Source organism: Pseudonocardia xishanensis (genome assembly GCF_039541715.1).
Taxonomy (GTDB): Bacteria; Actinomycetota; Actinomycetes; order Mycobacteriales; family Pseudonocardiaceae; genus Pseudonocardia; species Pseudonocardia xishanensis.
Genome location: NZ_BAABGT010000106.1, coordinates 1 through 19,803, shown reverse-complemented (window position 1 = coordinate 19,803; position 19,803 = coordinate 1). Strand labels below are relative to the sequence as shown.

The window sequence follows — 19,803 nt, the reverse complement described above, 5'->3', positions numbered from 1 at the left end:
ACCTACCGCACGAACGGCACTCTCGTGCGGTAGGTCCGCACAAGAGTGCCGTTCGTGCAGGTCGGGGGAGGGGGTCACCGGAGGGCGCGGGAGATGCCTCGGGCGGCGGCCAGAACCGCCGGGGTGTAGGAGTGCGGGTTCGCCTCGGCCGGGATGACGATCGACAGCGCCGCGACCACGCCCGTCGCGTCCCGCACCGGCGCCCCGACGGACTGCGACACCAGCTCGATCTGCTGCACGCTCAGCGCCACCCCCGTCCGGCGCACCTCGCCGATCAGCCTGCGCAGCTCCGCGGGATCGGTCACCGTGCGCGGGGTGAACCGGCGGACGGGGGCGGCGAGCACGGCGTCCACCAGCGCGGGGTCCGCGTGCGCGAGCAGGGCGAGGCCCACCCCGGTCGCGGTGGCGGGCATCCGTGAGCCCGCGCGCGTCCGGATGCTGACGGCGTCGTGGGTGGTGAGCCGTTCGACGTAGACGACCTCGGCGCCGTCGAGCACGGCGAGCTGGACGTTGTGCCGGGTGACCTCGTGCAGGTCCTCCAGGTAGGGCATCGCGCGTTCGCGCAGACCCGTGCCGCGCGGGGCGAGCGCCCCGACCTCCCACAGCCGCAACCCGATCCGGTACTCCCCGGACTCGGCCCGCTCCAGCGCGCCCCAGCCCGCCAGCTCCCCGACGAGCCGGTGCGTGGTGGTCAGCGGCAGGCCGGTGCGCTTGCTGATCTCGGTGAGGGTGAGCGCGGGGGCGGCGTCGGTGAACGCCCCCAGGACGTCCAACACCCGCGCCGTCACGCTCATGAGCAGGAAGTCTTCCGCATAACGGAAGTGGCGTCGAGTCAGAGCAACGTGCCGGCACCCTGGGTGGGAACGAGCTCGGAGAGGAGCGCCAATGACCACCGCGCAGCAGACGCAGTACGTGCGGCCTCGAGACACCCACCCGCCGCTGGACTCGCCGGGGTACAAGAGCACCGGGATCCGCCACCCCGGGCAGGCCCCGATCGTCGTCCCGCAGCGGCTGACCGAGGTCACCGGTCCGCTCCTGCACGGCACCATCGGCCCGAACGACCACGACCTGACCCGTCAGCACGCCGAGGAGCCCCAGGGGCAGCGGATCATCGTGACCGGCCGCGTGCTGGACTCCGACGGCCGCCCGGTGCCGGACACCCTCGTCGAGGTGTGGCAGGCCAACGCCGCGGGCCGCTACGCCCACAAGGCGGACGACTGGGCCGCCCCGCTGGACCCGAACTTCACCGGCGGCGGCCGGGTGCTCACGAACTCCCTCGGCGAGTACTCGTTCACCACGGTCAAGCCGGGCGCCTACCCGTGGGGCAACCACCACAACGCCTGGCGCCCCGCGCACATCCACTTCTCGCTGTTCGGGCAGGCGTTCACCCAGCGGCTCGTCACGCAGATGTACTTCCCGGACGACCCGCTGTTCGCCTACGACCCGATCTTCAACTCGGTGCCGGAGAACGCGCGGCACCGCATGGTGTCCACGTTCGACATGGACGCCACGCAGCCGGCCTGGGCGCTCGCCTACCGCTGGGACATCGTGCTGCGCGGCCGCGAGCAGAGCGTCTTCGAGGAGCCCCATGCCTGAGCTGACACCGTCGCAGACCGTCGGTCCGTACCTGCGGCTCGGCCTCGACTGGGGTGTCGACGGGCCCGCCGTCGTCCCCGAGGGGACTCCCGGCGCGGTGCGGATCGCCGGGATCGTCACCGACGGCACCGGCGGCCCCGTGTCCGACGGGATGGTCGAGACCTGGCAGGCCGACCCGGACGGCCGCTTCGCCCACCCGGAGGGCGGCGGCTCGGACTTCCGCGGCTTCGGCCGCAGCTGCACGGACTCCGAGGGGCGCTGGGAGATCCGCACCCTGTTCCCCGGCGCGCTGCCGGGCGAGGCCCCGCACCTGGACGTTTCGGTGTTCGCGCGCGGCCTCCTGGACCGGGTCGTCACGAGGATCTACCTGCCCGGCCACCCGGCGAACGCGGACGACCCGGTCCTCGCCCTCGTCCCGGCCGAGCGCAGGCACACCCTCGTCGCGGAGCAGGTGGGCGAGGCGGAGTACCGCTTCGACATCCGCCTGCAGGGTGCGGACGAGACCGTCTTCCTGGACGTCTAGCGTCCTGGGTGTCTAGGGCAGGTGCGCGAAGCGGACCGAGCGGAACACGAACGAGTCCGAGACCGAGTGCGGGCTGGTCCAGCGCGGAGCGTGGCCTGCGGAGTCCGGCTCGCCCTCGGTCAGCTCCGCGCAGCCCTTCCGGCTCAGCAGGGCGACGGCGTCCGTGCGGTTGACCGACTCCGTCCACTCCGCCGGGCCGGTGGCGAAGGACGTGAGGTCGTAGCAGGTCCCGAGCTCGGGATCGACGATCGCGTCCGACTGCGGGGCCCAGTCCCCGGCCTCCGACGTGCCGTTCATCGCCACGTAGATGCCCTCGGCGTGGGTCACCGGCGGCTGCGCGGCGTTCCCCGTCGCGGCCGTGGCGACCCCCGCCCCGGTCAGCGCGAGCAGCGCCGCCACCCCCACCGTCACCGCCGTGCGCCGCATGCCGCCCCCGATCGTGTCCACGCGTCACCCCATCGAGGCGACCGGTCTCACGCCGTCAACGCGCGTGCCTCGGATCGGTGACGGGTAAGTCTCGTCACAAGCGTAGTGGGTCGGAAGATCGGCTTCGTTCACAGCGTTCCCACAGGTGGGAGCGAGCCGGTTCCCACCGACGTCGTGAATGATCTGTTCGGGACGAGCCGGACGGGGAGAGGTGAACGGGACCGTGGCGAGCAGAGCGATCACCGCGCCCGGCCCGCATCTGCCGCTCGGTCACGTGCTCGGCGCCGTGTCGCACCGGCTGCAGGGTGGGCGTGAGCGGTTCCCCCTGATCGCCCAGCTCGCGCGGTACACCGTCGTCGGCGGGTTCGGCACCGCCGTCAACGCCGTGCTCTACCTGCTCGGCCGCCTGGTCCTGGGGCCCATCCCGGCCAACCTCGTGGCGCTCCTGCTGAGCACGGCGATCAGCACCGAGGTGAACCGGCGCTTCACCTTCGCGGGCGCCCCGGCGCACCGGTGGCGGGTGTACCTGCAGGACCTCGGCACCGTCGTCTTCTACGCGGGCTACAGCACCGCCGTCCTCCTGCTGGTGGACGAGTGGATCACGGACGCCACCGCGCTGCAGGAGACCGCGGCGGTCACCGCCGCGAGCGTGCTGGGCGGGCTGCTCCGGTTCGTCATCCTCAAGGCCTGGGTGTTCGATACCGGACATGAGCGAACCGATCTCGGTGACGACGCCGTCGGGGATCACGATCCGCGGAACCAGGGCGGGGTCCGGGCCGCCGGTCCTGCTGCTGCACGGGTTCCCGCAGAGCCACGTGATGTGGCGACCGGTGATCGAGGCCCTGGCGCCGCGCCACACCGTGGTGGCCCTCGACCTGAGGGGCTACGGGCGGTCTGACCGCCCGCCCGCGGGGGAGGACCACGCGGGCTACTCGTTCCGCGCCATGGCCACCGATCCGGTGGACGTCATGGTGTCGCTCGGCTTCGAGCGGTTCGCGGTCGTGGGGCACGACCGCGGCGCCCGCACCGCGCACCGCCTCGCGCTGGACCACGCCGGGCGGGTGGAGCGGCTCGCGCTGCTGGACATCATGCCGACGGACTACGTCTACGCCACCGTGGACCGACGGGTGGCCCAGGCCTACTACCACTGGTTCTTCTTCATCCAGCCCTTCGACCTGCCGGAACGGCTGATCGGGGCGGATCCCGTCCGCTACCTGCACGACCTGCTCGGTCGGTGGGGGAGCGCGATGGACGCCCACCCCGCCGAGTCCCTCGCCGAGTACGAGGCCGCGTTCGCGGACCCGGAGGCCCGGCACGCGATGCTCGAGGACTACCGCGCGGGCGCCTCGATCGACCTGGAGCACGATGCGGAGTCCGAGCGGGCGGGCGTGCGGATCACGGCGCCGACGCTGGTGCTGTGGGGGGCGCGCGGGGTCGTCGGACGGTATGCGGAGTCCCCGCTGGACGTCTGGCGGACCCGCGCGGCCGATCCGGGGCTGGTCACGGGGAAGGCGATCCCGGACGCCGGCCACTTCCTGGTCGAGGAGAACCTGCCCGCCACCCTGGCGGCGCTGGAGCGCTTCCTGCAGGTCTGATGCCTCGTTCCGCAGGCTCCTCTCAGGTCTGATGCTTCGTTCCGCAGGCTCCTCTCACGCCCTCGTCTCCCCGTCCCACAGCGCCAGCAACGCTGCGCGGCGTTCGTCCCGGTCCAGGCCACGGAGATCGGCGACGCCGCGCTCGGTCACCACCACCTCGACGTCGTGCGAGGGGGTGGTGACGGGTCGGGACAGCCGCTCGACCAACGTCGGGACGCCCTTGACGGTGCTCGGGACCGCGATCACGGACAGCCCGGGGCCCCGGGCGGCCGCCGCCGCGAAGTCCGGGTGGCCACCGATCATGCCCGCGGCCGCGGCGCCGACGCCCTCGACGTTGACCTGCCCGGCGAGGTCGATCTCCAGCGCGGCGTTGAGCGCGATCAACGGGGGCGCGGTCGAGAGCCTGCCGAGGTCGTGGGTGTGCTCGATCGGGTTCAGGATCGGGCGCCCGTGGGCCCAGTCGTAGAGCCGTCGCGTGCCCGCGAGGTACGCGGCGCTCGGCTCGTCGATCAGCAGGCCCTTCGCCGCCAGGTCCACGACGGGCTCGGGCAGCAGCCCGGAGTCGACACGGACGGGCACCTCCAGTGCACCCACCATCGCCTGCGCCAGCCTGCCGGGACCGACCTGGACCCGGGCCCCCTCCGGCACGAGCCCGGCGACGTGGCGGGCGATCGCCTCATCGGCCGCTGTCGGTGTGGCGTTCGGGATCTCCAGCGGCGGCGCGTCGGTCTCGGCGACCACGGTGACCTGCTCCGCGGGGATCGCCGGGCCGGTCTCGGCGAGGGGGGTCGCACTGCTCAGCAGCGCCGCGACCGGGACGCCCGCGTCGACCAACCCGCGCAGGTAGGAGGACTCGGCGCCGAGGTGCAGCCCGTCCGGGCCGCGGACGAGGGTGGCGACGAGCAGGTCGGGGCGCAGGGGCCCCGCCAGGATCGCCGGGATGGCCGAGAGCCTGCACGGGACGACGTGTGCGGCGCCCGCCTCGATGTGCCTGCGCAGCCCGGGGCCTCCCGCGAGCACGCGGATGTCGGCGAACGCGGCGGCATCGAGGTCCGCGGCGCTGCCCGGGACCCAGCCGAGGACCAGCCGCACGTCCTTGCCGCGGGCGGCCTCGTTCAGCGGGCCGTAGAGCGCGGCGGGGGCGCCGCAGCCGTCGCCGAGCACGATCCGGGAGCCGGCGCGGACGGCGTCGTCCAAGGTCGTCATGGTCCGATTCGATCACAGGCGACGGCCCGGGCGTAGCGGTCGGCCAGCGCGCGGACCCGGGCGACCAGCTCGGGCGGGTCGGTGACGGTGAAGTCCAGCCCCAACAGCCCGACGTACACCGCGATCGTCTCGATGCTGTCCGCCCCGGTGACCAGCACGGACGTCTCGGCGTCGAGCTGCTCGACGAGCCCCACCGCCGGGTTGATCCGGGCCAGTACCGTCGCGGCGGGGGCGTGCACGGTGATCCGCGCGTGCACCGCCCAGCCGGTCGAGGCGACGTCTCGCAGGACGAACGCGGTGAAGTCGCCGCCGGGCAGCTGCGCGGGCGCGAACCGACGGCCCGTGGGCATCCGCAGCCCCAGCCAGTCGACGCGGAAGGTCCGCCAGGCGCCCGACTCCCGACCGACGAGGTACCAGCGGCCCTGCCAGCTCACGAGCCGGTACGGCTCGACCTGCAACGGCCACTCGGCGTCCCGGTAGTCGGCGCGGACGAGCTCGTGGTCCCGGATCGCGGCGGCCAGTGCGACGAGCACGGCCGGGTCGACCTCGGGATCCGGGTCGGCGGTGTCGGTGTTGCGGGGGCCCTGGGTGGTGGCCTGGTGCACGGCTGCCACCTGCCGTTTCAGCCGGTTCGGCAGCACCTGTTCGAGCTTCGCGAGGGCGCGGGCGCTGCTCTCCTCGAGCCCTCCGACCCCCGTCGACTGCGCCGCAGCCCGCAGGCCGATCGCCACGGCGACGGCCTCGGCGTCGTCGAGCAGCAGGGGCGGGAGCTTCGCCCCGGCGCCGAGCCGGTAGTGGCCCGCGGCGCCGCGGAGGCCGTGCACCGGGTAGCCGAGCTCGCGCAGCCGGGCGATGTCGTTCCGCACGGTGCGGCGCGTGACCCCGAGCCGGTCGGCCAGCTCGGCACCGGTCCAGTCCGGCCGGACCTGGAGGAGGCCGAGCAGCGCGAGCAACCGTGCCGAGGTGTCCGCCATGACTCTTCCTGAATGGGAACGAAATGTGCCTAATTGGTCCCTAGCGTAGCTCCCATGACGACGACCTTCACCGTTCACGTTCCGCAGGCCGACCTCGACGACCTGGCCGACCGCCTCGCCCGCACCCGGCTCCCGCAGCCCGCCCCCGGCGACGACTGGACCTACGGCACGCCGAACCACTACCTCGCCGAGATGGTCGGCTACTGGCGGGACGGGTTCGACTGGCGGGCTCAGGAGGACCGGATGAACACCTTCCCGCAGTACCTCACCGAGATCGACGGCCAGACGATCCACTACCTGCACGTCCCGTCGGCCGAGCCGGGCGCCACCCCGGTCCTGCTCGTGCACAGCTGGCCCGGGTCGTTCGTCGACTTCCTGGACGTGATCGGGCCGCTGGTCGACCCGGTCGCGCACGGCGGGCGTGCGGAGGACGCGTGCTCGGTGGTGGTCCCGTCGATCCCCGGGTTCGGGTTCAGCACGCCGCTGGCCGCCGGGGGCTGGACCCTGGCTCGCGTGGCCCGCACGTTCGACACCCTGATGCGGGAGCTCGGCTACGACGCCTACGGCGTACACGGCAGCGACGCGGGCGCGATGGTCGCCCGCGAGCTGGGCCTGCTGGACCCGCCCGGTTTCCGCGGCCTGCACGTCCTGCAGCTGTTCTCGTTCCCGTCCGGCGACCCGGCCGAGTTCGAGAAGCTGGCGCCCGCGGACTACGCGGCGCTGGAGTTCATGCAGTGGTTCCAGTCGGTCGGCGGCTACAACCAGATGAACGCCTCCCGGCCGCAGACGATCGCCGCGGCGCTGTCGGACTCCCCCGTCGGGCAGCTGGCGTACTCGGAGCTGTTCGAGAGCTTCGGCAACGGGACGTCGCTGGTGAGCCGGGACCAGGTGCTCACCCAGGTGGCGCTGTACTGGTTCACCAACACCTCGGCCTCCGCGGCGCGGTTCTACTTCGAGGAGGTGCGGGCGGGCGCGGAACCGCAGGTCAACCACGCTCGGACCGGCGTTGCGGTGTTCGCGAGCGACTTCGTGACGATCCGGGCGTTCGCGGAGCGGGACAACTCCGCGATCGTGCACTGGAGCACGTTCGACGAGGGCGGTCACTTCGCGGCGCTGGAGCGGCCGGCGCAGGTGGCGGCGGACGTCCGGGCGTTCTTCGCGGGCTGAGGGACGGGCCGCGTCCTGCGCGGTGGACGCGGGACGCGGCTAGGTTCTCGACCATGGGAGCCGCACAGTCGTCCGCCGACGAGTTCGTCCGCGAGCCGCTCGGGGTACAGGAGCGCATCACCGCGGACGGCTCGTCGCCGTGGCCGGTCGAGGCGGGGCGCTACCGGTTGGTCGCCGCGCGGGCCTGCCCGTGGGCGAACCGGATCGTGATCACGCGCAGGCTGCTGGGCCTGGAGCCGGTGCTGTCGATGGGCATCGCGGGCCCGCTGCACGACGAACGTTCGTGGCGCTTCCACAACGACCCCGGGAACGTCGACCCGGTGCTCGGGATCGAGTACCTGCGCACGGCGTACGAGAAGGCCGTGCCCGGCTACGACAAGGGCGTGACGGTGCCCGCGATGGTCGAGGTCGCGAGCGGGAAGGTCGTCACGAACGCCTACCGGGAGCTCGAGTTCGACCTGTCGACCCAGTGGACCGCGCTGCACCGGGCGGGCGCGCCGGACCTGTGGCCGGTCGAGCACCGGGACGAGATCGCCGCGATCTCCGACGAGGTGTTCCACGACGTCAACAACGGCGTGTACAAGTGCGGCTTCGCCAAGGGTCAGCGGTCCTACGAGAAGGCCTACGACGCCCTCTTCGCCCGCCTCGACGCCCTGTCCTCCCGACTGTCGACGCAGCGGTACCTGGTCGGGGACACGATCACCCAGGCCGACATCCGGCTGTGGGTCACCCTCGTCCGGTTCGACGCGGCCTACCACGGCCACTTCAAGTGCAACCGGCAGAAGCTCACCGAGCTCCCGGTCCTGTGGGCCTACGCCCGCGACCTCTTCCAGACCCCGGGCTTCGGTGACACGATCGACTTCGCGCAGATCAAACAGCACTACTACGGCGTACACACCGAGATCAACCCGACGGGGATCGTCCCCGAGGGCCCGGACGTCTCGGGCTGGCTCACCGAGCACGGCCGAGAGTCCCTGGGCGGCCGACCCTTCGGCCGAGGCACCCCACCCGGCCCCCCTCCGGCGGGGGAGCAGGTCCCGCCCCTCACCTGACCGAGGACGTCCGCGTGTCCCCCACGCGCGAGTCGGACATCCCGAGGGCGTGGTCGGGTCGATGGTCGTTCGGTCCGGGAGTCGGGGGTGGGTGTCGCGGTTCCTCGGGGGCGGGGACACTGGAGCCCGATGCGGATCGAGAGCTTTCCTCCCGGAGACACCGCGGCCCCGACCCCGGAGCGGCCCGCGCCCCGGCGACGGCGGCGGATGGTCTCGGTGCTCACCGGCGGGCTCGTCGTGGGGGCGCTGCTGGCGGGGATCGGGGTGGCCAGCGGGGCGGTGCCCGGCGTCGGGCTCTCGGCGAACAGTGCGACCGCCCCCGACGGTAGGCAGGCCGCGGCGCCTGCCGAGCCGGTCGTGCCGCCGCCGGACCCGAACACCTGCACCGCGCTCGTCACGGCGATGAGCCCGCGGGACCGGCTCGCGCAGCGGCTCATGGTGGGCGTCGACCCGGCGAACCCGGCCGGGGCGGTCGCGGTCGTGCGGGACACCCACGTCGGCGGGATCTTCATCGGCGGCAACCCCACCGCACTCCTGCAGAACGACGCGCTCGCCGCGGTGCAGGCCGCCGCGTCGACGAAGGTCGCGGTGGCCGTGGACGACGAGGGCGGCCGCGTCCAGCGCATCGACGCCCTCGACGGCGACCTGCCCAGCGCCCGGCAGATGGCGCAGCGCACGCCCGAGCAGGTTCGGGCGCTCGCCGAGAAGCGCGGCAGGCAGCTGCTGGCCCGCGGCGTCACCTGGAACCTGGCGCCGGACGTGGACGTCTCCGACCAGCCGCGGAACGCGGTGATCGGGGACCGCTCCTTCTCCGACGACCCCGCCGTGGTCACCGAGTACGCGCGGGCCTGGGAGGAGGGGCAGCGGGCGGCCGGGGTCTACGGCGTGCTCAAGCACTTCCCCGGCCACGGCCACAGCTCCGGCGACTCCCACCAGGGCCGGGTCTCGGTGCCGTCCCTCGACCAGCTCGGGCAGGCGGACCTCGAGCCCTACGCCGACCTCCTGGCCACGCTCGACCAGGAGAAGCTCGGCGTGATGGTCGGGCACCTGGACGTCCCGGGGCTGACCGACGACCTGCCGTCGAGCCTCACTCCGGCCACCTACCAGCTGCTCCGTGGCGAGTACGGCTTCGACGGCATGGTGATGACCGACGATCTCGGCGCCATGAAGGCGATCAGCGCGAGCTTCACCCCGGCCGAGGCGAGCCTGGCGGCCCTGCGGGCCGGTGCGGACGTCGCGTTGACCTCGAACATCGCCCCCGTCGCGCCGATCCTCGACACCCTCGAACGCGCCCGGCTCCCCGGCACCGACGTCGCCGTCGAGCGGATCCTGGCCGCGAAGGGCCTCTGCACCCGCGGCTGACGGGTCAGGGGAAGGCGATCGAGGCGGCGAGGTCGCGGCGGCCCTCCATCGCGGCGAGCCGCTCGGTCAGCGCGATCGCCGCCGCGATCGACCACGGTCAGGTGGACGCCGAACTCGGCCATCTCCCGCGCGACGCTCTCCGTGTAGCCCTCCAGGCCCCACTTGCCCGCGTGGTACGCGCTGTGGGTGGGGACGGCGACCTGCCCGCCCATGCTGGAGATCTGGACGATCCGCCCGCCGCCCTGCTCCCGCATCGGCCCGAGGAAGGCGCGGGTGATCACCATCGGCGCGAGCAGCAGGACCTCGACCTGGTCGCGCAGGTCCTGGACCGTCACCTCCTCGGCCGCCCCCGCCACGACGAACCCGGCGTTGTTGACCACGACGTCGACGCGGCCCGCACGGGCGGCCTCGCCGACCACCCGCTCGACGTCCGCGGGCCGGGTCAGGTCGAGCTCCACGACCGTCAGCCGGTCACGATGTGCCGCCTCCAGGTCGTCCAGGCTGTCCGGACGCCGGACGGTCGCGGTCACCCGCTCGCCCCGCGCGAGCGCCTGCTCGGTGAGTACCCGACCGAGCCCGCCGGAGGCTCCGGTGACGAACCAGTTCCGCGTGTCCATGAACCAGTGGACCGGAGGAGCCTCCGTTTTCGCAATCCGGGGTCACATGTCCAGGCCGCCGTTGACGGCGATCACGCTTCCCGTGATGTAGCCGGCGTTGTCGTCGAGGAGGAACTGGACCGCCCTCGCGATCTCGTTCGCCTGGCCGAGCCGGCCGATCGGGATGCCCGCGACCAGCTTCTCCAGCACCTTCTCCGGCACGGCCGCGACCATCTCGGTCTCGATGTAGCCCGGCGCGACGCAGTTGACCGTGACGCCCTTGCGGGCCACCTCCTGCGCCAGCGACTTCGAGAACCCGAACAGGCCGGACTTCGACGCCGCGTAGTTCGCCTGACCGACCGCGCCGGACTCGCCGATCACCGAGGAGATGTTCACGATCCGGCCGAAGCCGTTGCCGGTCATGTGCTCCAGCACCGACTTGGTCATGTAGAACGCGCCGGAGAGGTTGACCCGCAGCACCGCGTGCCAGTCGTCCACGGTCATCCGGCGGACGGTCTTGTCCACCGTGATGCCCGCGTTGTTGACCAGGTAGTCGACGCGGCCGTACCGCTCCAGCACCTCCTCGACGACGCGGGCGCAGTCCTCCGGTACGCCCACGTTGCCCTGGTGCACGGAGACCGTCGCCCCCTCCGCCCCCAGCTTCGCCGCCAGGTCGTCCGCGGCCTTGCCGTTGCTGCTGTAGCCGGCGGCGACCTGCACGCCGTCTCGGGCGAGCGCCGTGGTGATCGCCGCCCCGATCCCGCGGGCCCCGCCGGTGACGAGGGCGACGCGCGGCTCGGGACGGATGTCGGTGGTGGGGACGGGGGCGGGGGCGGCGGTCGTCATGAGGTCAGGTCTCCTCTGAGAGTGTGCGGGACATGCCCCGGCGGACCGCGTCGACGAGATACGGCCGGAGCTGATGCGGGTCGACGATCTGGTGCACCGACCCGACGCGCTGGGCCCGCTGGATGGAGTGGGTGGAGTCGAACTCCTCGGCCACGTTGCCGAGCTTCTCCGACCGGACGTCCGCCCGGACGGCGGCGAGCTCGGCCCGCAGCTGGGCCGCCTCGGCATCCGAGGACGACGCCGCGATGCGCTCCTCGAGCGCGGTCACCCGGGCGTCCGCGTTGGTCCGCTTGCGGACCTCGCCCGCGAACACGACGGCCGCGGCGGGTGCCCCGCCGAGCACCGAGGCGTAGGAGCCCTCGACGGCGGCGACCTCCATGGAGTCGTTGAGCGTCGCGGAGAACACCACGAACGCCCCGCCGTGGTAGCGGGAGACGACGCAGAACACGATGGGCCCGTCGAAGTTGACGATGGCCCGCCCGATCTCGGCGCCGTACTCGAGCTGGAGCGAGCGCAGCGACTCCGGCGAGCCGTCGAACCCGGACAGGTTCGCCAGCACGACCAGGGGCCGGTTGCCGGACGCCGCGTTGATCGCCCGGGCCGTCTTCTTCGACGACTTGGGGAACAGCGTGCCCGCGGTGAACTGCTCGGGCCCGTCCACCGGCACGATGCCGCGCCGGGGGACCGGCTTGGACTCGATGCCGAGCAGCGCGACGGGCTGTCCGCCGAGGTGGGCGTCGTACACGACGACCGAGTCGGCGTCGTGCATGTCGGCCCAGCGCTCGAGCGGCTCGTGGTCGGCGTCCGACACCGCGCGCATGACCGAGCGGATGTCGAACGGCTTCTTCCGCCCGGGGTTGGTCTCCTGCGCGAAGATCTCGCCGACCGTGGTGAACTCGGAGCCGTGGTGCGGCGCGGTCGTGACGTCCCGCTGCACCGGGTCCGAGGTCGGCGCGGGCCGCGGGAACCGCTCGCCGGGGACCCGGTAGGTGTGCTCGTAGTGCCGGAACAGCACCTCGACGGCCCCGCCCAGGTCCGGCGCCCAGTACTGCGCCTGGCCGTTCGGGCCCATGATCCGGTCGTAGCCGCCGATGCCGAAGTTGTCCTCGGCCGACACGCCGCCGGAGTAGTCCAGCGACTGCTTGCCGGTGAGCACCATGATCGAGTCCGGCGTCATGACCAGGATGCCCTTGGTGTGCATGAGCATCGTGGCCTCGGCGTTCCAGTAGGGCTGGGCGCCGACGCTGATCCCGGTGACGACGATGTTGATCTCGCCGCCCTCCTGGGTGAACTCGATGATCGCCCGCAGCGCGCGGGAGATCCAGTCCATGTTCTCCGTGCCGGAGTCCATGGCGATCCGGGCGCCCGACGACACCGCGAACCACTCGATCGGCACGTCCAGCCGACGTGCCAGCTCGACGGCGGCGCACACCCGGGCGCACTCGGCCTCCGCCAGCGAGCCCAGCCCGCGGGTCGGGTCGCCGATCAGCACCACGCGGGTCATGCCCTCGGGCTGCTTGGCGGTCTTCGCCGTGACCGTGCCGAGCACGATGTTCGCGGTGTTCTGCCCCGGCGCGCGGTCGACCGGCTCGGCGGGTGCGAAGGAGCCGTTCACCATGTCGTACTCGGTGAAGGACCCGTCCGGCCCGGTGAGCATCGGGACGATCTCGTACGGGTACACCGCGCCGCGGCGCTGCGCCTTGATGACGTTCTGGGCGTAGGCGTCCAGCTCGCGCATCGGGCTCGTGGGCGGGTCGTCCAGCTTCACGGTGAGCCCCGCGCCCGGAGGGCGGGACAGCCGCAGCAGGAACGGTCGGTCTCCGCCGTCCGTGTGGGTGCGGAACTCGACCTGCACCTGCTCCAGGCCCAGGGCCCCGGTGCGCGCCGCCAACGGGCGGACGACCGCGTCCAGCTCCTCGAACGGGATGTCCACGACCGGCCAGACGTGCAGCAGGATGCGGTTCCAGCCCAGCTTGGCCAGCTTCGGGTCGGCCGAGCGGATGCTGCGCAGGCTGTCGAGGCAGGCGTCGATGGCCCGTTCCAGCTCGGGCACCGACCGGACCACGCCCTGCTCGTCTCGCAGGAGGGTGAGCCGCCGGACGTCCGCGAGCGCCAGCAGCCGCTGGTCCTCGCGCACGTTCTTGCCGGTGGCCTTGAACAGGTGCACGTCCGTCTCGGACGGGAGCCGCTCCAGGTCGAAGCTGGACAGCCGCCACAGCCCCAGCCGCTCCCCGACGAGCGGGTGCAGGCCGCGCAGGGTGCGGTCCTCGACGAGCGTGCCGTCCTCGCCCGGCCGGAAGGTGAACCAGATGGGGCCGGGGTCGGCGAGGGCGTCCGGGTTGTCCGAGCGGTTGGGCCGCACGGCCACCGCGATCCGGGAGACGCGCTCGGTGGGCACGCCGCCAATGGCCGCCCGGACCCGCTCGGCGCGGGCGTCCGGGTCGCCGCCGTCGTCGCTGTGGGTGGAGGTGACGTAGAGGTCGACCAGCGCGGTGCGGCCCGCGGGCAGCTCCTCCACCCGGCGCCGCAGCTGGTTGGCCGCGGCCAGCGCCCGGCGCGGGTCGTTGTTGTCGATCACGGTGGCGAGCACCGTGCGGTCCTTGCCCGCGTGGCGGTAGCCCGCGGTCAGCAGCGGCAGCCCGACGGCGTCCGTGACCTGCAGGTCCTCCAGGTCGCGGACCCGGTAGTAGCGCCGGGTCATGACCTCGAGCAGGGCCGCGTTGTGCTGCGCCCCGAACACCCCGAGGATCGGCTCGGACGAGGCGACCAGCGCCTCGATCCGCTCCGCCCGGTTCGACGGGTCGGCCGCCAGCTCGTCCAGCTCCTGGCGCACCTCGCGGCGCACCTGCTCCCGCTGCGCCTCGACGGCCGGGGCGTCGAAGCAGTGGTAGCGCACCCGGCGGGCCAGGTCCCCGACGACGGGGTGGCGCAGCTGGGTGGCCACGACGAGCTCGTCCAGCGTGCGGAGGTACTCCTCGCGCAGGGCGCTCGGCAGCGCGGCGAGCGAGTCCGGGTGCGCGAGCCGCCACTGCAGCAGCCCGCGGATCACCGACTCGTGCGCGGTGGCGCGGCGGCTGGCCAGGAACATCCAGTACAGCGCAGGCTCGAGCTCGGGATCTCCCTCGGGGTCGACCCCGTAGTGCCCGAGCGCGCGGCGCAGCTTCGCGCGGAAGGACTCCGGCAGGTCCGCCGCCCGGGACTGCAGGTAGGCGTGCAGGTACTCCTGCGGGTTGCGGCCCTCGCCCGCCTCCCCGGAGTCCCCGCCGTCCTCGCCCGCCCGCTCGCGGCGGTTGCGCGACAGCGCGCACAGGTCCGCGAAGATCCGCAGCACGGCGGTCTCGCCGACCAGCACGGCCGGGTCGTCCCCGGGCAGCGCGGCCCGGGCGGTGTCCAGCCTGCTCAGCTGCCGGTCCGCCTCGCGCGGGTCGACGTCGAAGCCGAGCACCTGCCACCGCAGGGAGGTGAGCACGTCCGCGGCGACGTCCGCCGGGTCGTCCGTGGTGGACGTGGTGGCCAGCGCCGACAGGTCGGTGCGGTCACCCGCCGAGACCTCGGCCGCGGCGTCCGCCGCAGGCTCCAGCCGGACGAGCTTGGTGCCGCCGTCCACCTGCGTGTTCGCAGGCACCAGGACCTCGGCCACGGTGCCCGCGAACGGGGCCCGCAGCGCGGTCTCCAGCTTCATCGACTCGACGATCGCGACGACGTCGCCCTCGGCGACCTGCTGCCCCTGCGTGACGGGGACGGCCACGACCATGGCGGGCGCGGGCGCGCGGACCATGCCCGCCTCGCCGCCGGAGATGCGGTGCACGGCCCCGTCGACCTCGACGAGGTAGTCCGAGCCCTGCGGCGCGGACAGCACCGAGTACGTGGTGCGCGGGCTGATGGTCGACTTCGCACGCTCCGTCTCCGCGACGGTCAGCCTGCGCTCGAACCGCCCGGAGCGCTCGACGTCGACCTCGACCGACGTCCCGTCCAGCAGCACGCGGTAGCGGTTGTTGCGGATCCGGGCCACGCGCAGCCGGTAGCTCTCCCCGGCCGCCCGGACGTCCGTCTGGTGCCAGGTCTCGGCGCCGACCTCCGGACGACCGCGCTCGGCGGCGGCGAAGAGCCGGTCCTGCTGGCGGGCGACGTGCCCGTCGTGTGCCTCGACGGCCGTGGCGAGCAGGGCGACGTCCAGCCTGCGCGGCGGGGTGTAGCCCTGCGCCATCAGCCCGTCGAGCCAGGTGGTGTCGGTGTCCCCGGCGAGCAGCTCGGGGCGCTGGAGCAGGTCCAGCAGGAAGGCCTTGTTGGTCGTGCCGCCGTCGATCACCGCGGCGGTCTGGCGCAGCGCGCGCAGCAGCCGTGCGCGGGCCTCGTCCCGGTCCCGGCCCCAGGCGATGATCTTCGCGATCATCGAGTCGAACTGCGCGGGGATCAGGTCCCCGGTCGCGACGCCGGTGTCCACCCGGATCCCGGGCCCCGACGGCAGCGCGAGGTGCTCGATCAGGCCGGGGGCGGGCGCGAACTCGCGCTCCGGGTCCTCGGCGGTGAGCCGCGCCTCGATGGCGTGGCCGGTGCCGCGGGGGGCCTCCGGCGCGATGTCGGCGAGCTTCCCGCCCGCGGCGATGTGCAGCTGCAGCTTGACGATGTCCACGCCGGTGCACGCCTCGGTGACCGGGTGCTCGACCTGCAGGCGGGTGTTGACCTCGAGGAACGACAGGATCCGTTCCTTGGGCTCGTACAGGAACTCCACGGTGCCCGCGTTGACGTATCCGGCGGCGCGGGCCAGCTCGGCGGCGGAGGTGCGCAGCAGCTCCTCCTGCTCGGCGTCCAGCGCCGTCGACGCCGACTCCTCGATGACCTTCTGGTTGCGTCGCTGGACCGAGCAGTCCCGGACGCCGAGCGTCCAGACGTCCCCGGACGCGTCCGCCACGACCTGCACCTCGACGTGCCGCCCGCCCGAGATGGCGCGCTCCAGGAACACCGTGGCGTCCCCGGCGGTCTTGGCGGCCTCGGAGGAGGCGCGCTCGAAGGCCTCGGCGAGGTCGTCCGGCGTGGCGACCTTGCGGATGCCGCGCCCGCCGCCGCCCGCGGTGGCCTTGACCATCAGCGGGTAGCCGATGGACTCGGCCTTCTCCCGGGCCTCGGCGAGGTCCGCGACGGGGCCGCCGGACCAGGCGGCCAGCGGCACGCCGACGCGCTCGGCCAGCCTCTTGGCCGCGATCTTGTCGCCGAGGTCGCGCATGACCTCGGGGGACGGCCCGACGAAGGTGATGCCCAGGTCGCGGCACAGCTCGGCGAACTCGGCCTTCTCGGACACGAAGCCCCAGCCGGGCCAGACGGCGTCGGCGCGGGCGACCGTGAGCGCCCGCTCCAGCTCGGCGTAGTCGAGGTAGGGCGACGGGCCGAGGTAGTCGGCGTCGTCCGGGCCGATCAGCACGGCCTCGTCCGACTCACGGACGTACATCGCGCGCCGGTCGACGGCGGTGTACAGCGCGACGGTGCGCAGCGGGGGTCCGCCCGCCGCATTCCACTCACGCACTGCATGGATGAGCCGCATGGCGGGCTCACCGCGGTTGACGATCGCGATCCGGGAGAAGCTCACGGGAGTCATAGTGCTCTATCGCCTCAAGCCCCGAAGGCGACGCGGACGTCGTCGCTCGTGGTCGCACCCACCCGCTGGGTGGGCAGCGCGTCGACCGCGGGCCGCAGGACGACCTCGGGGGCCATGATCGCCGGGTCCACGGTCAGCACCGCGTAGCCGCCGACGGCACCCGCGCCGAAGCCCGGGGCGAACACCCGGGTGGGCTCGGTGATCACGCCGTCCCGTACCGCGTCGAACAGGGCGATCGGGATGGACGCGGCGGACACGTTGCCCATGTCGCCGATGTCGAAGTACAGCTGGTCCGCCCGCAGCCCGGCCTTCTCGGCGAGCTGCACGATCATCGTGCGGTTGGCCTGGTGCGGCACGATCAGCTCGATGGCGTCCAGCAGGCTCCTCCCGTCCGGACCGGGGAGCTCGTCCAGCTCGCTGATCATCTGCTGCAGGTAGCGGGCGACGAGCGCCTTGACCTCGGGCCCGTAGACGGTGATGTCGTTGTCGAACTCGGGGTTCGGCCAGATGATCGAGTTGACCTGGGCGGCGGGGCCCGAGGCGTAGGTCTGCAGGATCTCGACGTCCCCCGCGGCCCCCTCCGCCGCGGGAGCGACGACGAGTGCCGCCGCGCCGTCGCCGAAGATCATGCGCGAGGTCCGGACCCCGCCGATCTTGTCGCTGAACTTCTCCACGCAGACCAACAGCACGGGGCGGTTCACCTCCTGCAGCTGTCGGACGGCCTCCGCCAGCCCGTAGGGCAGGCCCGCGCAGGCGGCCACGATGTCCGCGGAGCAGTGCGTCTGCAGGATGCCCAGCTCGCCGGACAGCCACGTCGACATCGACGGGATCAGCCGGTCGCTGGTGCAGGTCGCGACGAGCACGGCGCCGATCTCCTCGGGCCCGCGCCCGGCCTTGGCCAGCGCGGCGTCCGCGGCGGCCAGTGCCAGGTCGCCGATGTCGTGCTCGGAGTAGCGGCGGCGGTCGATCCCGGTCTTCGCGCTGATCTCCGCGGCGCTCATCGGTGACCAGGAGAAGCTCGAGTTCCGCACGACGTCGTCGTTCTCGCAGACGTGCTCGCCGCGGACCACGGCCAGGGCCTCGAGCGTCGGCTGCACGGCGAACGCCTCGGCCACCGTGACCGGCGGGTACGGCGTGACCGGCGCGGCGGGCGTCGGCCGGGTCCGGGAGGGGCGGCGCAGCTCCGTTCTCGTGGGCGCTCCGTTGCGCACACGCTCCAGGAACGCCGCCACCTCCCGGGTGCGCGGGTGGAAGGCGACGACGACGTCGTCGTCCCCGATCGCCGTCGCCTCGCGCAGCTCGGTCCGCGAGCGGGTCCACGGGTACTGGTTGTGCAGCACCATCGCCCAACGGGTCAGCGCCTCGAGCTCGGGCGCGGGTCCGTCGACGTCGTGGATCTCGGTCGTGGTGAAGGTGGGGTAGTCCGGCTCGAGGTCGGGCAGGACGAAGGTCATCGCGCCGGGGGTGTCGAGGAACTCGGCGACGGTCGGCTTGACCGCGGCGAGGTCCGTCGCGTGGTGCTTGCGGTGCGCGAAGACGTCGAAGAGCAGGCCGAAGATCCGGTCCTCGGCCTCGGCGTGCCTGCCCGCGGGCAGCGCGTCCCAGGTCCGCCGCACCGCGGCGACCTTGGCGGCGCCGTCCACCCAGGGGGTGACGACGGGCAGGAACACGTCCGACTTCGTGCGGGGCAGGTCGCGCCACCGGGTCGGCCGCTTCTCGTAGAGCGGCAGCGCCCAGCGGTTGACCCAGAACAGGTTCTGGCCCAGATCGCGCAGCAGGTCGAAGCGGCGGCTGTACGAGCCCGCGGCGACCCGGGCCGCGATGTCCGTTCCGGTAGGGGCTTTGGACTCGAAATCGCGGGTGATCACCGCCTCCGCGGCGGCGACCGAGTCCAGCACCGAGAAATCGAGTTCCGGCGAGAAGTTCGCAGGGAACACGAGACGGCCGTGGCGGTTGACCACGAACGGCTTCATACGGTGCCTCCATCGGCGATTGTGTGTGACGGCACGCGAGAACCCCAGGTCCTTCGGCGCGGCCGACGAGGGCGCGGGGACCAGGAGGTTTCTTTCGGCGGTGCCCAGACCGTAGCGGGAAAACGGGCGAGATCGGAAGGTGACCTGGGTCTACACCCATTCGCCGTTCGTCAATTCTGATGGTGTCGCGAATGTTACCCGCGAGTTCTACCGAATGGTCGTACTCGCGGGTCAACGGCGAGATCCCCGTGTCCGCGCTGCTGAGGCTGTCATCGTCGTCCGATGTGGACTCCGGAGCGGGCCCGCCGCGGCACCGGTTGGTGTTCCGCGCCGTGGGACCCGGCATGGCGCGAGTCACGTGTCCGTGCGTCGGCTGTGCGCCGCCTGTCCCGCTGTAGGGTCGGACGGATGGAGATCCTCGCCGGCCGGGTGCTGCTGCGTCCGTCCGACCCGGACGAGACGGCGGCCTTCTACCGGGAGGCGCTCGGCCTCGCCGTGTACCGCGAGTTCCCGGGCGGCACGGTCTTCTTCCTCGGCGGGGGGTTCCTCGAGATCTCCGCGCATGCCGCGGAGTCCGGTGCCCCGCGGACCGGCGTCGCGCTGTGGATGCAGGTGCGGGACCTCGCCGCCGCGCACAAGGAGCTCGCGGACAAGGGCGTGCCGATCCTGCGCGAGCCCCGTCGCGAGCCCTGGGGGCTGGACGAGATGTGGATCGCCGACCCGGACGGCGTGCCGATCGGCGTCGTCGAGATCCCGCCGGAGCACCCGCTCCGCCGGGACACGCGGTAGCGGCGCTAGGTGTACTCGGCCATGAGGTTGGTGCACGGCGTGGCGGGTTGAGAGGGGAAGGCCCTTCGGGCTGTGTGGAGGTGTCTGACGCCGTCCACTCGCGCA

The 19,803-nt window shown here is 72.9% G+C and carries 15 protein-coding genes and 1 pseudogene; 8 read left to right on the top strand and 8 right to left on the bottom strand.

Features of this window, described 5'->3' with window-relative positions; translation table 11 throughout:
* Positions 1-74: 74 nt before the first annotated feature.
* Positions 75-794: an IclR family transcriptional regulator gene (locus ABD993_RS31815; RefSeq protein ID WP_345426579.1), complete on the bottom strand. Its 720-nt coding sequence runs from the start codon at positions 792-794 to the stop codon at positions 75-77.
* A 91-nt stretch (positions 795-885) separates the two neighbouring features.
* Between ABD993_RS31815 and pcaH the strand changes: the two genes are divergently transcribed.
* A complete protein-coding gene (gene pcaH, locus ABD993_RS31810) occupies positions 886-1,596 on the top strand; it encodes a protocatechuate 3,4-dioxygenase subunit beta (RefSeq protein ID WP_345426578.1) in 711 nt (236 codons plus the stop codon).
* Positions 1,589-2,119, top strand: coding sequence for a protocatechuate 3,4-dioxygenase subunit alpha (gene pcaG / locus ABD993_RS31805; RefSeq protein WP_345426577.1), 531 nt, complete (start codon positions 1,589-1,591; stop codon positions 2,117-2,119). The genes pcaH and pcaG overlap by 8 nt, the downstream gene beginning before the upstream one ends.
* 12 nt (positions 2,120-2,131) lie before the next feature.
* Here the strand turns inward: pcaG and ABD993_RS31800 are convergent, their stop codons facing one another.
* Positions 2,132-2,566 (bottom strand): hypothetical protein, encoded by a 435-nt coding sequence (locus tag ABD993_RS31800; RefSeq protein WP_345426576.1) that lies wholly within the window; start codon positions 2,564-2,566, stop codon positions 2,132-2,134.
* A gap of 202 nt (positions 2,567-2,768) precedes the next feature.
* On the opposite strand from ABD993_RS31800, the gene ABD993_RS31795 reads away from it, so the two are divergent.
* Together ABD993_RS31795 and ABD993_RS31790 are read left to right on the top strand one after the other, a co-directional pair.
* Positions 2,769-3,443 (top strand): GtrA family protein, encoded by a 675-nt coding sequence (locus ABD993_RS31795; protein ID WP_345426575.1) that lies wholly within the window; start codon positions 2,769-2,771, stop codon positions 3,441-3,443.
* The gene (locus ABD993_RS31790) at positions 3,376-4,140 is read left to right on the top strand and encodes an alpha/beta fold hydrolase (RefSeq protein WP_345426573.1); all 765 of its coding nucleotides are present in this window, start codon (positions 3,376-3,378) and stop codon (positions 4,138-4,140) included. Before ABD993_RS31795 ends, ABD993_RS31790 begins: the two co-directional genes overlap by 68 nt.
* A gap of 54 nt (positions 4,141-4,194) precedes the next feature.
* On the opposite strand, the gene ABD993_RS31785 is transcribed toward ABD993_RS31790, so the two are convergent.
* Together ABD993_RS31785 and ABD993_RS31780 are read right to left on the bottom strand one after the other, a co-directional pair.
* The gene (locus tag ABD993_RS31785; RefSeq protein WP_345426571.1) at positions 4,195-5,346 is read right to left on the bottom strand and encodes an acetyl-CoA hydrolase/transferase C-terminal domain-containing protein; all 1,152 of its coding nucleotides are present in this window, start codon (positions 5,344-5,346) and stop codon (positions 4,195-4,197) included.
* A complete protein-coding gene (locus ABD993_RS31780) occupies positions 5,343-6,320 on the bottom strand; it encodes a helix-turn-helix transcriptional regulator (protein ID WP_345426569.1) in 978 nt (325 codons plus the stop codon). Before ABD993_RS31780 ends, ABD993_RS31785 begins: the two co-directional genes overlap by 4 nt.
* 54 nt (positions 6,321-6,374) lie before the next feature.
* Here ABD993_RS31780 and ABD993_RS31775 point away from each other — a divergent pair, with 54 nt between their 5' ends.
* The 3 genes from ABD993_RS31775 (at position 6,375) to ABD993_RS31765 (ending at position 9,901) form a co-directional block, all read left to right on the top strand.
* Positions 6,375-7,487 (top strand): epoxide hydrolase family protein, encoded by a 1,113-nt coding sequence (locus tag ABD993_RS31775; protein ID WP_345426567.1) that lies wholly within the window; start codon positions 6,375-6,377, stop codon positions 7,485-7,487.
* Between the two features lie 53 nt (positions 7,488-7,540).
* Positions 7,541-8,539 (top strand): glutathione S-transferase family protein, encoded by a 999-nt coding sequence (locus tag ABD993_RS31770; RefSeq protein ID WP_345426565.1) that lies wholly within the window; start codon positions 7,541-7,543, stop codon positions 8,537-8,539.
* A gap of 129 nt (positions 8,540-8,668) precedes the next feature.
* Positions 8,669-9,901 carry a glycoside hydrolase family 3 N-terminal domain-containing protein gene (locus tag ABD993_RS31765; RefSeq protein ID WP_345426563.1) on the top strand — a complete coding sequence of 411 codons (1,233 nt, stop codon included), beginning with the start codon at positions 8,669-8,671 and terminating at the stop codon, positions 9,899-9,901.
* Between the two features lie 89 nt (positions 9,902-9,990).
* Here ABD993_RS31765 and ABD993_RS31760 read toward each other — a convergent pair.
* The 4 genes and pseudogenes from ABD993_RS31760 to ABD993_RS31745 all read right to left on the bottom strand — a co-directional run.
* Positions 9,991-10,518 (bottom strand): annotated as a pseudogene (locus ABD993_RS31760) (SDR family NAD(P)-dependent oxidoreductase); the annotation flags it as partial.
* 42 nt (positions 10,519-10,560) lie between these two features.
* On the bottom strand, positions 10,561-11,343 hold the full coding sequence (locus ABD993_RS31755) for a 3-oxoacyl-ACP reductase family protein (protein WP_345426561.1): 783 nt from the start codon (positions 11,341-11,343) through the stop codon (positions 10,561-10,563).
* A 4-nt stretch (positions 11,344-11,347) separates the two neighbouring features.
* On the bottom strand, positions 11,348-16,882 hold the full coding sequence (locus ABD993_RS31750; RefSeq protein ID WP_425569214.1) for an ATP-binding protein: 5,535 nt from the start codon (positions 16,880-16,882) through the stop codon (positions 11,348-11,350).
* Between the two features lie 68 nt (positions 16,883-16,950).
* Positions 16,951-18,909, bottom strand: a complete 1,959-nt coding sequence (locus ABD993_RS31745; protein WP_345426559.1) for a 3-oxoacyl-[acyl-carrier-protein] synthase III C-terminal domain-containing protein — start codon at positions 18,907-18,909, stop codon at positions 16,951-16,953.
* Positions 18,910-19,317: 408 nt separating this feature from the next.
* Between ABD993_RS31745 and ABD993_RS31740 the strand changes: the two genes are divergently transcribed.
* Entirely contained in the window at positions 19,318-19,698 is a 381-nt protein-coding gene (locus ABD993_RS31740) for a VOC family protein (RefSeq protein WP_345426558.1), read from the top strand.
* Positions 19,699-19,803: the final 105 nt, after the last annotated feature.

Bases quoted from the DNA above. Each gene is read 5' to 3' on its own strand.
- pcaG (WP_345426577.1), top strand. From the start codon at position 1,589: ATGCCTGAGCTGACACCGTCGCAGACCGTCGGTCCGTACCTGCGGCTC.
- ABD993_RS31755 (WP_345426561.1), bottom strand. From the start codon at position 11,343: ATGACGACCGCCGCCCCCGCCCCCGTCCCCACCACCGACATCCGTCCC.
- ABD993_RS31775 (WP_345426567.1), top strand. From the start codon at position 6,375: ATGACGACGACCTTCACCGTTCACGTTCCGCAGGCCGACCTCGACGAC.
- ABD993_RS31780 (WP_345426569.1), bottom strand. From the start codon at position 6,320: ATGGCGGACACCTCGGCACGGTTGCTCGCGCTGCTCGGCCTCCTCCAG.
- ABD993_RS31815 (WP_345426579.1), bottom strand. From the start codon at position 794: ATGAGCGTGACGGCGCGGGTGTTGGACGTCCTGGGGGCGTTCACCGAC.
- ABD993_RS31740 (WP_345426558.1), top strand. From the start codon at position 19,318: ATGGAGATCCTCGCCGGCCGGGTGCTGCTGCGTCCGTCCGACCCGGAC.
- ABD993_RS31750 (WP_425569214.1), bottom strand. From the start codon at position 16,882: ATGCGGCTCATCCATGCAGTGCGTGAGTGGAATGCGGCGGGCGGACCC.
- ABD993_RS31770 (WP_345426565.1), top strand. From the start codon at position 7,541: ATGGGAGCCGCACAGTCGTCCGCCGACGAGTTCGTCCGCGAGCCGCTC.
- pcaH (WP_345426578.1), top strand. From the start codon at position 886: ATGACCACCGCGCAGCAGACGCAGTACGTGCGGCCTCGAGACACCCAC.
- ABD993_RS31785 (WP_345426571.1), bottom strand. From the start codon at position 5,346: ATGACGACCTTGGACGACGCCGTCCGCGCCGGCTCCCGGATCGTGCTC.
- ABD993_RS31745 (WP_345426559.1), bottom strand. From the start codon at position 18,909: ATGAAGCCGTTCGTGGTCAACCGCCACGGCCGTCTCGTGTTCCCTGCG.
- ABD993_RS31765 (WP_345426563.1), top strand. From the start codon at position 8,669: ATGCGGATCGAGAGCTTTCCTCCCGGAGACACCGCGGCCCCGACCCCG.